This is a genomic window from Clostridium sp. JN-9 (genome assembly GCF_004103695.1).
GTDB lineage: Bacteria > Bacillota > Clostridia > Clostridiales > Clostridiaceae > JN-9.
Genome location: NZ_CP035280.1, coordinates 2,084,884 through 2,099,113 on the forward strand (window position 1 = coordinate 2,084,884; position 14,230 = coordinate 2,099,113).

The 14,230-nt window shown below is 31.5% G+C and carries 10 protein-coding genes; 1 reads left to right on the forward strand and 9 read right to left on the reverse strand.

The features are described 5' to 3' along the window. Positions 1–7: 7 nt before the first annotated feature. From EQM05_RS09965 to EQM05_RS10005, 8 genes are all read right to left on the reverse strand, one after another. Entirely contained in the window at positions 8–454 is a 447-nt protein-coding gene (locus EQM05_RS09965; RefSeq protein ID WP_128749903.1) for a chemotaxis protein CheW, read from the reverse strand. Between the two features lie 11 nt (positions 455–465). Next, the gene (locus EQM05_RS09970; RefSeq protein ID WP_164917261.1) at positions 466–2,418 is read right to left on the reverse strand and encodes a flagellar assembly protein A; all 1,953 of its coding nucleotides are present in this window, start codon (positions 2,416–2,418) and stop codon (positions 466–468) included. 150 nt (positions 2,419–2,568) lie between these two features. Continuing rightward, complete coding sequence (locus EQM05_RS09975; RefSeq protein ID WP_128749905.1) at positions 2,569–3,402, reverse strand: aminotransferase class IV; 834 nt, start codon at positions 3,400–3,402, stop codon at positions 2,569–2,571. 16 nt (positions 3,403–3,418) lie between these two features. Further along, complete coding sequence (locus EQM05_RS09980) at positions 3,419–4,060, reverse strand: HAD-IB family hydrolase (protein ID WP_128749906.1); 642 nt, start codon at positions 4,058–4,060, stop codon at positions 3,419–3,421. Positions 4,061–4,234: 174 nt separating this feature from the next. After that, positions 4,235–4,591 carry a DUF1292 domain-containing protein gene (locus tag EQM05_RS09985; RefSeq protein ID WP_128751091.1) on the reverse strand — a complete coding sequence of 119 codons (357 nt, stop codon included), beginning with the start codon at positions 4,589–4,591 and terminating at the stop codon, positions 4,235–4,237. A gap of 1,319 nt (positions 4,592–5,910) precedes the next feature. Continuing rightward, the gene (nifJ, locus tag EQM05_RS09995; RefSeq protein WP_128749908.1) at positions 5,911–9,414 is read right to left on the reverse strand and encodes a pyruvate:ferredoxin (flavodoxin) oxidoreductase; all 3,504 of its coding nucleotides are present in this window, start codon (positions 9,412–9,414) and stop codon (positions 5,911–5,913) included. Positions 9,415–9,818: 404 nt separating this feature from the next. Beyond that, positions 9,819–10,247 carry a flavodoxin gene (locus EQM05_RS10000; RefSeq protein ID WP_128749909.1) on the reverse strand — a complete coding sequence of 143 codons (429 nt, stop codon included), beginning with the start codon at positions 10,245–10,247 and terminating at the stop codon, positions 9,819–9,821. A 128-nt stretch (positions 10,248–10,375) separates the two neighbouring features. Beyond that, positions 10,376–11,443: an undecaprenyldiphospho-muramoylpentapeptide beta-N-acetylglucosaminyltransferase gene (locus tag EQM05_RS10005; RefSeq protein WP_128749910.1), complete on the reverse strand. Its 1,068-nt coding sequence runs from the start codon at positions 11,441–11,443 to the stop codon at positions 10,376–10,378. 693 nt (positions 11,444–12,136) lie between these two features. Here EQM05_RS10005 and EQM05_RS10010 point away from each other — a divergent pair. Beyond that, entirely contained in the window at positions 12,137–12,340 is a 204-nt protein-coding gene (locus EQM05_RS10010) for an alpha/beta-type small acid-soluble spore protein (protein WP_128749911.1), read from the forward strand. Between the two features lie 213 nt (positions 12,341–12,553). On the opposite strand, the gene EQM05_RS10015 is transcribed toward EQM05_RS10010, so the two are convergent. Beyond that, positions 12,554–14,182: an IS1182 family transposase gene (locus EQM05_RS10015; RefSeq protein WP_128749912.1), complete on the reverse strand. Its 1,629-nt coding sequence runs from the start codon at positions 14,180–14,182 to the stop codon at positions 12,554–12,556. Positions 14,183–14,230: the final 48 nt, after the last annotated feature.

Sequence of the window (14,230 nt, forward strand, 5' to 3'; positions counted from 1 at the left end):
TAACCTTCTAAATCAAGTTATTTTCATCCTCTGTTAAAATTGTTCCCAGGTTAAGGAAAATAATAATCTTTTTATCAGTTTTTATTAACCCTTTAAGGTATCTTTTTGAAATACCTGAAACAACATCTGGAGGATCTTCTATATTTTTTGTATTTACATCCTTTACTTCTGATACAACATCTACAATAATACCAAGCTTTTTATCTTCATGTTTTGCAATAATTATCTTTGTATCACTTGTAATTTTGTCTTCCCCTAAATTAAATCTTTTACTTAAAGAAATTATGGGCAGTATATTGTCCTCATAATTTATAACTCCTTCAAGAAAGTTTGGTGAATCAGGTAATTTTGTGGGTTCTTCATAGCCTAGTATTCTTTCCACTTCCATTATGTCTGTGGCATAATATTCACCGTTAATACTGAATATCAATACTTTGATTTCTTTATTATCCATATAAGTGCCTCCTACAATTTAAATTTGTCCACAATGATATCCTCATCCTTGCCCAAATAGGCATGTATTTCTTTGCTTGGTGTGTCCAGCATATACTCTCTGCTGCCTACCACAAATATTGTATTCTGATAAGCAATATCTGCCCATATATGTCCTTTACCTGAAGTACACAGCTTAGTTGTTACTCCCCCAAGACTCCCTACTATTTTACATCTTATTTCATCATTTGATTGTAATACTCCGCCTCTTGCTATGCTTCTTTCTCCTTCAAATATTATTTTCCCATTTCCTTTAATATTGGAAACATATTCACCTTTCCCAAATATATATATATCACCTGATGATTCAAGTGTTGAATCCTGACAGTATGCAATTCTTAAGTTAACAGGAATTGATAAAAAGCTCTTAAACTGATTAATTTTATCCTTAATTATTTTTATAATATCATCAACTTCCCAGTAGTGCTCCATGTTAATTGGTGCCAGGCCTATTAATTTTCCCTTCATCACTTCAAGAAGTTCATCTTTTTGATCTTTCTTTTCCATGGTAATTCCTGCAGCTATTTTCATACATAATCTTGGTATATCCTTAAATTTAGTTTCTATAAGTACCTTTACGATTTCTCCGTCTTTCCTGTCAGCTCCAAGAAGATTAAGTTTTTTAATTTCCTCAGCAACCTTTGATAAACTGGATAATTCCTGTTTTAATGCTTCAAGATTATTAATTAAATTTTGTATTATTATGTTCTCTCCACCTGCTAAAACCTGAGAAGAAATTATACTTCCTTTAATTAATGATTCTCCTTTTGATGTGATTTTTGCCCTTTCCACATTGCCATTTATGGTTATAGCATTTCCTGCATCCACTGTCATGCCATCCATTACATTTCCATAAATCATTATGTCGCCAAGGAATTTAATATTGCCGCTTTTTAAATCCACATCACTTTTAACTTCATGAACAGGATATACATAAAAAGTATTATTTTTAATGCATGGCTTTCCATTTTCATCTGCAATTATGGTATTTGAATCCTTTAATGAGCATCCCGTACCATTTCTTATGTTTATTTTCTTTCCTGCCTTGCACTTAATTATTTTTGATCTTATATCCTTTCCATTCCTGCCTTCCTTGCCCGGGGTTTTTACAGCTAGTATATCTCCTTTTACTACAGAGTCAATTGAACCAATGCTTTTAAAATCCACTTTGCCGAATTTATCCTCATCAGGCACCATGTTCTCATCATCCTGTTTAAACTTTATGTCTAATATATCATCCTGCTCATCCTCAGGTTTTTCACCTTTAGCAACAAGCAGGCTTTTATTTTCCTCACCATTTACTAAATCTTTAATATTTTCATCCAGTATTCCATATGTAATTTTTTGTTTTGCAAGTTCTTTTTTTACTTCATCTATGGTAAATTTTTCGGGAAATACACTTTGTGCTGATTCACACTTTATTTCAATTGTATTGCTTTCATCTGTATCCACTAATTTATATATATTTTGAGGCTTGTATTTAATAGATGCATAAGCTTCCATTGCATCTTTGGATACATTTATGTCCATAATCCTCTGAGCCTCATCCTCAGGCATAATAACCTGAATTTTACTTTCCTCAAATACTTCTTTTCTGGTATTTATTTCTTCTTCATCAACAATTACCTTTACATTCATGGCTGAGAAAATTGCTGCAGCATGTCCTTGTTCTTTAGGGTTTTTAACTATTATTCTGCCATCAGTTATTTTAACTTTGCCATTGTTTTCATCACTTTTATCTGGCTTTTGTTCTTCTTTTGATTTATCATTTTCATTTATGTTAACTTTTATAGAAGCACTTTTAAAAAGAAAACCCTTTTTTTCTTCAATTAATGAATAATCTAGTTGATCCTTGGGAATATTTAATACTTCACATGCCTCATTTATACATTCTTCAACAGATTTTCCCTTAAAAATCTTTTCCATGTTAATCCCCCTTAGATAATCCATACATTGGTCATTGGTTTATATGCATTTTTCTTATTTATCGTCATTTTTTTCTATAACTTTATAATAATATAAAATATGTTAAAACTCAAATCATCTGGTAATCCTTATTAAAGCTGCTTCCATAACTTATTTATTATTTTTAAATTCCTCAATATCCATTGTTACTTCCTGGTCATAAGCATTCATTAAATTTTTAACCACAGCATTTTTGCTTGAATTATAATCTATATTATCCACTTTATTAATAGGTAATACCTTTGGAGATGTTCCTGATATAAATAAAGCATCAAAATCAGCTATGTCTTTATAATTTATTTCTTTTTCAATTACTTCATAGGAAAGTTTTTTGCACAAGTGAATTATTACATCCCTTCTTGTTCCTGGAAGTACTGCTTTTAAGGGAGCTGTATACACCTTATTTCCCTTAATCAAAAATATGTTAGATCTGCTTCCCTCTGTTATAAAGCCTTGATTATCCACTAATATAGCTTCATATGCAGATGATTCCTTAATCTTTATATCCACATTATGCCTAAAATCCATATTTATAACCTTAGCATTGGGATTATTTCTTTCACCATGATATAGTATGGTTTTAACCCCTTCTTCATAACTTTTTTTATCTGGATAATTATGCTTAATATAATAGCATAAGAAATTTAGCTCACCATTATAATAATTAAAAATAAGTTTTATATTTCCAATATCTTCACCATTTACTTCAATAAGCTTAAAAATGCAGCTTTTAATCTGCTCCTCATTAAGCCATAATTTTAAATCAGTTACCCTGGCTGAATTTTTCAGTCTTTTCATATGTCTCTTTAAAAATAATGGATAGCCGTCAATTATTCTTATAACTTCATAAAGCGACTTTCCTCTTGTAATAATATTATCATCGAAATATACATCTTCTTTTACTTCACCATTTAAAATAAAATATTTTCTAAAATTTTCACTCATATTATTTCACTTTCCTTTATCTCCATTTTAAAACTTCCACATTATTATACTTCTTTTTTGAATTTATTAAATAAGGATGGCCTACTAATTTGAATAAAGGCAGATCAGACATAGAATCTGAAAACATATAGGAGTCCTTAAAATTCACTTCTATATTTTCTTTTTTAAGTACCTGATTAAGTCTTTTTACCTTTTCTTCACCTTTGCAATTCTCACCTTCCATAACAGAGCCATGAATGCCATTGGTGATTTTGAATCTGGTGCCTATTACTTTATCAACTTCTTTTATATTGTAAAGCTCGCTTAAATAAAACTCAGCAGATGCTGAAATAAGATATATTTTATATCCTTCACCTTTAAGCTTTTTCATTGTGTCAATGGCATCCTTATAAAAAATCTTACTTAATCTTTTTTCATAAAATTCTTTAACTATTGACTTCATATCATCTTCTTTAATACCATCTATAAATGAAATAAATTTCTGCTTTGCTTTTCCTGCATCGTAAATTTTTAAAAAATACAAAATACCTGCAAAAGCGCTTTTAGGCAGATATCTTATTAACTTTATATCCTTTTTGACCATAAAAGTATAGAACTCCATTAGTGTCTCTCTTTTGGTAATAGTATAGTCCACATCAAATATTGCAAGTTTCTCCATATCTTCACCTTCTCCAGTCTTCTCCAGTCTTCTCCAGTTTTGAGTTAAAAGTTTTAAGTTTTGAATTAATGTTGTTTTGCCTTTTGGGCAAAACTATAATTTAATTTTTCTAGCTTTGCTGAAAAATCTTTCTATATGGAAAAAAGCCGATGCGTTAGCAGCGGCTTTTTAATGTTATTCTTCACTTTCTAATAGTGATTCGTAGTGCTTTGATACTTCTTCAAACTCAGCATCATCAGGAACTACCAATTCTCCTGCATCGCCTTCGCCTACTACCTTAAAGAGATATACCTCTCCATTTGGGTGCTGAACTAAAGCGTATTCACTGTCTTTATATTCAAATCCGTCAACGACCTCACATTGAACTAGGTTACCATTTTCATCTTCTAATTCAACAGTTAGAGCATCACCTTCGCCGCAGTCACAGCCACAGCCGCAGTTTTCATGTTCATCATGATCATGTCCGCATCCACATTCATGTTCATCGTGATCATGTCCACAGCCGCAGTCATGTAATTTTTCATTATCCATATTATTTCCTTGGCTCATCCAATTAAGCCAAAGTTCACCTCCTTTAATTGTCATGTTATCATTGTACCCTTAAATTGCAAATAATAAAAGAGAAAGTTTAAAAAAAGTTAAAAAGACTTTTTTAACTTTTTTAAAGAATAAAGATTAAAGATTAAAGAACAAATATTGAGGATTTTCTGCTTGGGCAGAAAATCTACTAATTTAATAAGATTGTCGGTAATAAATAGTTTTTTGTTTTTAAACTGATATATGGTTTAAATATAGTGGCTGCAGCTTCTACCGAAGCTTTATAGAATAATTTTAAGTCTGTTAAAGTGCTTCTGTATTTTAGGATGCTCCGAACTTTAAATGGCTTACAATTTAATGTAAAATACAATTTTGAATATTTGCCTTTGATAAAGCAGGTATCAATGCCTCCGGCAATTTATTTGCGTCCCATTTATTCTTTAATCTTTAGTTTCAAGGTTTGTTCTTTATCTATTTATTACATTTCAAATATATGGTAATATATTATTATACAAGAAATGATTGGAGTGAAAATAATTGAAATATATATATGACGGATTTTTTAACTCTATGCTGGTAGTTTTAGTAACATTGCCTGTTATAACACTGATTATATCTGCCATATTATCTTTATTTATAAAAAAGCGAATATTTATTTTAAGTTTTATTTTTATAGTATATATTATTTTAACTTTTACTATATTTAATTCCTCTTTTTTAGTTTGGGTTCCTGTATATATAATAATTGCTTATATAGGAACATTATTTGGAGATTCAATACGTTTTTTCAAAAATAAATAAAGAAAAGTCATATTAATCTTTAGTTTCAAGTGTTCATTTTTAATAGGGTTGTTGGTAATCTATAGTTTTTTGTTTTTATACGATATATGATTTAAGTATAATGACTACATCTTCTACCGAAGCTTTATACAATAATTTTAAGTCTGTTAAAATGCTCTTGTATTTTTGGATGCTACGAAATTTAAAAGATTTCTAATTTAATGTACAATGCAATTACCAACATTTGCTTCTGGAAAGGCAAATTTCAATGCCTACGGCAACCCATTTATTCTTTAGTTTTCGGGTTCTTCGAAATTTTGGCAACCTCCGGTTTGCGAGCTTTCAGCTCTTTCTTTAGGTCCAAAAACCATGTACTCTATTACATTTATTCATTGATATTTAAGTTTTGCATTAGCAAAACCCTATTATAAGATTTTCTGCCCTAGCAGAAAATCATCCTTATTTGTTCTTTGTTCTTTAATCTTTAATCTTTATATAAATAAAAAGGAAGAGTTTTCACTCTTCCTTTTTATTTATATCTCTGCAAGCTTTTTGTAGTTTGCTAATCTTTCCATTGCATCTTTTTCTGTCTTCTCATATAAAGCATCTGCTGCTTCTGGAAATGATTTTGATAATGAAGCATATCTTACTTCGCCCATTAAGAATTCTCTGAAGCTTGTTGTTGGCTCTTTAGAATCTAATGAGAATGGGTTCTTTCCAGCTTCTTTAAGAGCAGGGTTGAATCTGTACATTGCCCAGTATCCGCAATCAACAGCTTTCTTCTCTTCTAACTGGCTGCATCCCATACCAGCTTTTAAACCATGATTAATACATGGAGCATAAGCTATGATAAGTGATGGTCCCTTGTATGCTTCAGCCTCAGCTATAGCTTTTAATGTCTGGTTCTTATCAGCACCCATAGCTATTTGTGCTACATAAACATAGCCATAGCTCATAGCCATCATTCCAAGATCCTTCTTCTTTGTTCTCTTACCTGAAGCTGCGAATTTAGCTATTGCAGCTGTAGGTGTTGATTTTGAAGATTGTCCACCAGTATTTGAGTAAACTTCTGTATCGAATACCAATACATTTACATCTTCTCCACTAGCAAGAACGTGATCTAAGCCGCCGTATCCAATATCATAAGCCCAGCCGTCTCCACCGAATATCCAGTGAGATCTTTTAACAAGGTAGTCTTTATCATTTAATATTGCAGCAACTTTTGCATTGTTTTTTTCTTTTTCAAGTAATGCTATTAACTTATCAGCTCTGTCTCTTGTTCCGTCTCCGTTTTCAATATTTTCTATCCAGTCTTCAAGAGCAGCTTTAAGTTCAGCGCTTACTCCGCTTTCAATAGCTTCTTTAGCTGCTATAGCTAATCTGTCTCTTGTCTGCTTAACTCCTAAGTACATTCCAAGACCAAACTCTGCGTTGTCTTCGAATAATGAGTTAGCCCAAGATGGACCATGTCCACGATGGTTTACTGTATAAGGCATTGAAGGTGCACTTCCGCCCCAGATTGATGAACATCCTGTTGCATTAGCTACCATCATTCTGTCGCCAAATAATTGAGTTGTAAGTTTAGCATATGGAGTTTCTCCACAGCCTGCACAAGCACCTGAGAACTCAAGAAGAGGCTGTTCAAACTGGCTTCCCTTTACGGAATTCTTCTTCATTGGGTTAGCTTTTGGTGATACATTCATAGCATAATCCCAAACTTCAGTCTGATTCATCTGTGAATCTATAGGTTTCATAATTAATGCTTTTTCTTTTGCAGGACAAACCTGAGCACAGTTACCGCATCCTGTACAATCAAGCGGGCTTATAGCTATTGTAAAGTTTAATCCCTTAGCTCCCATTGCAGGTCTATGCTTTAATTCAGCTGGTGCGTTTTTAACTTCTTCATCAGTAGTTAATATAGGTCTTATTACAGCATGAGGACATACATATGAACACTGGTTACATTGTATGCACTTATCTGTCTGCCATTCTGGAACGTTTATAGCAATTCCTCTTTTTTCATAAGCAGCTGTTCCTGCTGGGAATGTACCATCTTCCATTCCAACGAATGCACTTACCGGAAGCTTGTCTCCATCTTGTCTGTTCATTGGTTCAAGTACGTTTTTAATGAATGCTGGAACTTCTTTAGCATTAGATGCTTCATCTTTAGCATTCTTCCATGATGCTGGAACTTGTATTTTAACTATTGATTCAACACCTTTATCTATAGCAGCATTGTTCATATCAACAACTTTTTGTCCTTTTTTGCCATATGATGTTACAACTGCTTCTTTTAGATATTTTATAGCATCTTCTACTGGAATAACGTTAGAAATCTTGAAGAATGCAGATTGCATTATCATGTTGATTCTTCCGCCAAGACCAATTCCCTGAGCTATTTTAACAGCGTTTAATGTGTAAAATTCAATATCATTTTCAGCAATATATCTCTTATATGAAGCTGGTAATTTTTCTTCTACTTCTTCTGGTGACCAGATTGTATTTAATAAGAATTTACCATTCTTCTTTAATCCTTCTAATACATTGTATTTATATACATATGATTGATTATGGCAGGCAACGAAATCAGCCTTATTTATTAAATATGGGGATTTTATTGGCTTCTTACCAAACCTTAAATGAGAAACAGTTATTCCGCCTGATTTCTTTGAATCATATGCGAAATATCCCTGAGCATACATGTCTGTATGGTCTCCAATGATTTTAATAGCACTCTTGTTTGCTCCAACAGTACCATCTGATCCAAGGCCCCAGAACTTACATGCTTTTGTTCCTTCTGGTGTAGTGTCAAGATCTTCTTTTCTAACTTCAAGTGATGTATTTGTAACATCATCAACTATTCCAATTGTAAATCCATTCTTTGGATTTTCTTTAGCTAAGTTATCAAATACTGCAACAATGTGTGTTGGAATAGTATCTTTTGAACCTAGTCCATATCTTCCGCCTACTATTACTGGCTGGAACTCTTTTCCGTAGAATGCATTTTTAACATCTAAGTATAATGGTTCTCCAATGCTTCCTGGTTCCTTTGTTCTATCAAGTACAGCTATTTTCTTAACTGTCTTTGGTATATATTTGAAGAAATGCTCTAATGAGAATGGTCTATATAAATGAACTTTTAATAAACCAACTTTTTCTCCCTTTGAATTTAAATAATCAATAGTTTCTTCAGCTAAATCACAAACTGAACCCATTGCAATTATTATTCTGTCAGCATCTTCTGCTCCATAGTAATTGAATAGGTGATATTCTCTTCCAGTTATTTTTGAGATTTCTCCTAAATATCCTTCAACTATATCAGGAAGTTCATTATAGTATTTGTTTGATACTTCTCTTTCCTGGAAATAGATATCTGGGTTTTGAGCAGTACCTCTTGTTACTGGATGATCTGGATTTAATGCTGATCTTCTGAATTTATTTACAGCATCCATATCAACTAATTTAGCTAAATCAGCATAGTCAATAACTTCAACTTTTTGTATTTCATGGGATGTTCTGAAACCATCAAAGAAGTTTATAAATGGAACTTTTCCCTTTATAGCTGATAAATGTGCTACAGCTGATAAGTCCATAACTTCCTGAACACTGCTTTCTGCAAATAAAGCACAGCCTGTCTGTCTTGCAGCCATAACGTCCTGATGATCTCCAAATATATTTAATGAATTTGTTGCTAATGCTCTTGCACTAACATGGAAAACTCCAGGTAATAATTCTCCAGCAATTTTATACATGTTAGGTATCATTAATAATAAACCTTGTGATGCTGTATATGTAGTAGTTAATGCTCCAGCCTGTAATGAGCCGTGAACTGCACCAGCAGCACCTGCTTCTGACTGCATTTCCATTACCTTAACCTGCTGCCCAAAAAGATTTTTCTTTCCCTGAGCTACCCACTCATCTACATGCTCTGCCATAGGTGAAGATGGAGTTATAGGATAGATTGCTGCTACATCAGTAAATGCATAAGAAACGTAAGCTGCAGCTGTATTTCCATCCATAGTTTTCATTTTTACCATGAAAATACCTTCTTTCTTCTATAATTTAATTAGATTTGTAATATTATAACTTTTTATACACAAAGCATGCATAATAACCTTTACCGCTTTATGAGTAAAAAGTTATCTTATATGCTTGTAAACTTTTTATCATACTACTTAACTATACACTAAAAAAAGATTTTTGCAAAATAAGATTTTATTTTCAATTTCAAGTTATTTACGATTAATAGCAGATATCTTTCTACTGCATGATATTTCTTAGTTTTATGGGCAGAATCTCCTTCTTAAAATTAATAGTTATTACACAATTTTCTAATAATTTTCTTCATTATTACTTAAAAATTAACACTACTAAAATGCAGCTTTTAGCAGTGTTAATTATAAACTATTAAATTCCCTATAAATCTTTGTTAAAATTTAATTTATATTTCTGCAAGTTTCTTTCCGAGTTCTTTTGCCTTTTGAATTTCTTCATTACTTGGGCTTTCTTTAACTATGAGTTTATCTATAACCTTAAATTCATACTCAGTCATTACCTTTTCCCATTTCTTTGCAAACTCACCATTATCCCAGCCAAAGGATCCGAAAAGTACTACAGGTTTATTATTAATAGGAAGCAGTTTAAATTTATCTATAAATGGTTTCATTTCTTCCTGCTCTATTTTGTTATTATCCATTGAAGGACTTCCAAAGGCAACTGCATCAGAGTTAATAACATCTTCAGTTTTTGCTTCTGATACAAGCTTAATTGTTACATTAGCTCCAGCTTCCTCTGCTCCTTTTTTTATGCTGTCAGCCAGCACTTCAACATTTCCACCGTTACTCCAGTATATAATCGTTACTTTTTTCATATTAAATCTCCTCCCTATTTACTTAATGATAATCATTCTTATTTAATAAAATAATTATACTATATAATGGAATTTATTTCAACAGTTGCAGCTAAAAGTTAACAACTAGTCCATATAGATATTTATTTTCAATTTAAAGAATACTGCTGAATAATTTTTATGATATTTTCAACTCCACTGCCTATTTTGCTGTTTTTCATATTTTTAATGTAATCTTCCTTATCCTTATAAAGTTTGTTAAGCATTTCAACTAATATTTTCCCATTTATATGCTCTTCCTCAATAACCATGCTGTATCCGCTTTTTTCAAAAGATCTTGCATTTAATATCTGATCCCCCCTGCTGGATTTTCTGGATAGAGGAATTAACAAGTTTGGTTTATTTAAATACAATAGCTCAAATATTACATTTGCACCAGCTCTTGAAATAACTACATCTGCAGCATTCATAATATGAGGAAGTTCCTCTGAAACAAATTCAAACTGCTTATATCCCTTTACATTTAATAATTTATTATCTATATTCCCTTTTCCGCATATATGTATTATATTATAATCTTTTAATAGTATTTCAAGCTGCTCTCTTATGGTTTCATTAATGAATTTTGACCCCAGGCTTCCTCCTATTATAAGGAGTACAGGTTTATTATTCTCAAATCCGCATATTTTAAGTCCTAATAATCTGCTTCCCTGTTTTATTTCTTTTCGTATTGGTGTACCTGTTAAAACAGCTTTGCCTCCGCCAATATGATTAATGGATTCAGGAAATGTTACACAAACCTTTGTACAGTATGGTATACATATTTTATTTGCAAGCCCTGGAGTAATATCTGATTCATGTGCTATTACGGGCACCTTATTTAAATATGCTCCTATAACCACAGGTACTGATACAAATCCCCCTTTTGAAAACACAATGGAAGGTTTTTCTTTTTTTATAATTTTCTTTGCCTGCCATATTCCCTTTAGCACCTTAAATGGATCTGTAAAATTTTTTAAATCAAAGTACCTTCTCAGTTTTCCGCTGCTGATTATATGATATTTTATATTTTCGTTTTCAATTATTTTTCTTTCTATGCCATCTGAGGTTCCTATGTATTGTATATCATATCCTAATCCTTTTAGTTCTGGAACTAATGCTAAATTTGGAGTAACATGTCCAGCTGAACCTCCGCCAGTGAGAATTATTTTTTTCAAGAAAAAACACCCTTTCTTCAGTTGAAAGTCAATTCTTCAGTTGAAAGTCAATTCTTCAGTTGAAAGTTTAGAGTTTTAAGTTTTAAGTTAATGTGGTTTTGCCACGGGCAAAACTTTTAATTTAATTTTTCAGCTTTACTGAAAAATATCATTTACTTTTAACTTTTAACTCTTAACTCTTAACTGATTTAAGCTCTTAACTGATTTACTTTGAAATCTATATGATTTAATTTTACCTCTTTATTTTATAGTTGACAAACAGTTTCTTCAGTTGAAAATTTAGAGTTAAAAGTTTTAAGTCAATTCTTCAGTTGAAAGTTTTAAGTTTAAAGTTTTAAGTTAATGATGTTTTGCCACAGGCAAAACTTTTAATTTAATTTTTCAGCTTTGCTGAAAAATATCATTAACTCTTAACTTTTAACTCTTAGCTCTTAACTGATTTAAGCTCTATGGCTCTTTTAAATAATAATGTTGATGTGAATAGGACAATCTTAATCAACACTATTGAATAAAAGAGCCATATACCTAAAGCAGGAAAGATTAAAGAACAAAGAATAAATCTTGAAATTTTTTGAAAAACATGTCCATATTGCTAAAGCATGTACAAAGTTACTCATATACCTTCAATCCACTATTATATATATCTCAATAGTGGTTAAGATAATAACACAAAACCAAAAGGAGGTAAGAAATATGGCAAACAGAAGTAATAGAAAATTAGTACCAGATGCAAAGAAAGGTTTAGATCAATTTAAAATGGAGACAGCTAGATCATTAAACGTTCCATTAACTGATGGTTACAATGGAGACCTTACTTCAAGAGAAAATGGTTCAGTTGGTGGCGAAATGGTTAAGAAAATGGTTGAGCAGTATGAAAGACAAATAACTTCAAAATAGTTTATATTGCTAGATTTTAAAAATCAGGGGGCTGTCGCATTAGCATAAAAAAATATGCTAACGCGGCAGCATTTTTTTTGTGTTTTATAGAAAATTTAATGATATTTTAGTCCCCAATGAGCTTGATAATTAAAAAAAGACGCACTTTAATAAGCCTTTCATATTAAGGCTTTTTTTGATTTGCAGAGTTTTTAAAATTTTAAAGTTTGATAATTATGCACCTTTTTTAAGTGGAAAAAGATGTGTTTCAGTTCTATCTAACTGAATTTTATTATGTAGCTTATTTATATTATGTGCCATTGCTAACAAAATACTTTCTGCCAAAACATTCTTTTTACCTTTGCATAGATATCTACGAAATCCCATATCCTGTTTTATCTCTCCAAAAGAGCCTTCGGCTTGAATACTTCGATTCATTCTCAACTCGCAACCATCATCACTTATAATTCTTTCAAGATCCTCTTTGCGAAGCATGTTGAATAGTTTTGAAGTCTCAAGATTTTTAACCCTTTCTTCTAATGGCGTTTTACAGTTATGTCCTCTTATGCATTTACTCTTGTAAACACAGTTACTGCAGTCCTCACAAGTATAGATTGTTTTTTCACTTATATAGCCAGTCTTACTTTTCCTTTTTACTATTTTATTTACTGTTAGTTTCTTATTATTTTTGCAAGTATAATAATCGCCCAATTCAGTATAATCCATGTTTTCTATTCTGCTTATATCATGTTTATATTTTCTTGTTTTTGATATTTCATAATTTGCTGGTTTAATATATGATAGCTGTCCATTTTCTTTGATATAAAGATAATTTTCTTCACTCTCGTAACCTGAATCCGCATCAATTTTAAAATACTTAAAGTACAAGGAATTCTCCATGCTTTTTATAAATGGAATCAATGTTGTTGTGTCCCCAGGCTTATCGCAAACAGTAACCCATACTATATATTGGGAATCTACTCCATTCTGAACATTGTAACCTGGTTTTAACTGACCATTTTTCATAGCATCCTCTTTCATCCTCATAAAGGTTGCATCTTTATCTGTCTTGGAATAGCTATTACGTTTACCGCAGGTATGGATTTTCTGTGTATATTCTTTTAACTTTCTAAGGTATTCCTCAAGTTTTTCAATAGAACGTTGAATAGGAGTTTTCCTTTTACCACATCCATGTACAAATTCAATATTTTCTTCCTTTTTCAAGGCGTAAAGCTTTTTGCGTAGCTTTTTTACATGTTTCATTTTTACTTTGTTTTCGTATACAAGCTTTATTCCATACAATTTCTCACATTCGGCTACAAAATCAGCTAATTTAGAAAGTAATCTCTCCAGGTTTTTTGAAACTGCTTTTTTCCAGACGAAAGTATACTTGTTAGCACATGCCTCTATCTTTGTACCATCAATAAATATAGTATCTCCTGATATTTCTCCAATCTCATAAAGAAAATTTGACATTTCAGCCATTATTGTTTCTGAGCACGGGGCAAAATGAATACTACGAAATCTTGCAAAAGTAGAATGATCTGGTGCTGGTGAGCCTTCTAAAAGGTACATGAAATTTACATCTCTTTTGCAGGATAGCTCCATTGCTCTTGATGAATAATTATGATTCATATAGGAGTAAAGTACAATCTTCAGCATCTGACGTGGCGTAGCCTGATTTTCCCTTATTCGGGAATAAGTCGAATATAAATCTGTTAAATCCATCTCCTCTACAAATTGACTTAGCAAACGCACTGAATCATTATTGGGAATCATGTACTCAATATTTAATGGAAGTTTTAATTGATAATTTCCACGATATAAAGTATAATTTTTGTGTGAATTAATGTATTTTCTCATATGTTAATTTTACTATAAATCTTTCACTCTTTCGAGTGGAAGATTTAT

Excerpts from the sequence above, each read along its gene's own strand:
- EQM05_RS09965 (WP_128749903.1), bottom strand. The coding sequence starts at position 454 with ATGGATAATAAAGAAATCAAAGTATTGATATTCAGTATTAACGGTGAA.
- EQM05_RS10010 (WP_128749911.1), top strand. The coding sequence starts at position 12,137 with ATGGCAAACAGAAGTAATAGAAAATTAGTACCAGATGCAAAGAAAGGT.
- nifJ (WP_128749908.1), bottom strand. The coding sequence starts at position 9,414 with ATGGTAAAAATGAAAACTATGGATGGAAATACAGCTGCAGCTTACGTT.
- EQM05_RS09970 (WP_164917261.1), bottom strand. The coding sequence starts at position 2,418 with ATGGAAAAGATTTTTAAGGGAAAATCTGTTGAAGAATGTATAAATGAG.
- EQM05_RS09975 (WP_128749905.1), bottom strand. The coding sequence starts at position 3,402 with ATGAGTGAAAATTTTAGAAAATATTTTATTTTAAATGGTGAAGTAAAA.
- EQM05_RS09985 (WP_128751091.1), bottom strand. The coding sequence starts at position 4,591 with ATGGATAATGAAAAATTACATGACTGCGGCTGTGGACATGATCACGAT.
- EQM05_RS09980 (WP_128749906.1), bottom strand. The coding sequence starts at position 4,060 with ATGGAGAAACTTGCAATATTTGATGTGGACTATACTATTACCAAAAGA.
- EQM05_RS10000 (WP_128749909.1), bottom strand. The coding sequence starts at position 10,247 with ATGAAAAAAGTAACGATTATATACTGGAGTAACGGTGGAAATGTTGAA.
- EQM05_RS10015 (WP_128749912.1), bottom strand. The coding sequence starts at position 14,182 with ATGAGAAAATACATTAATTCACACAAAAATTATACTTTATATCGTGGA.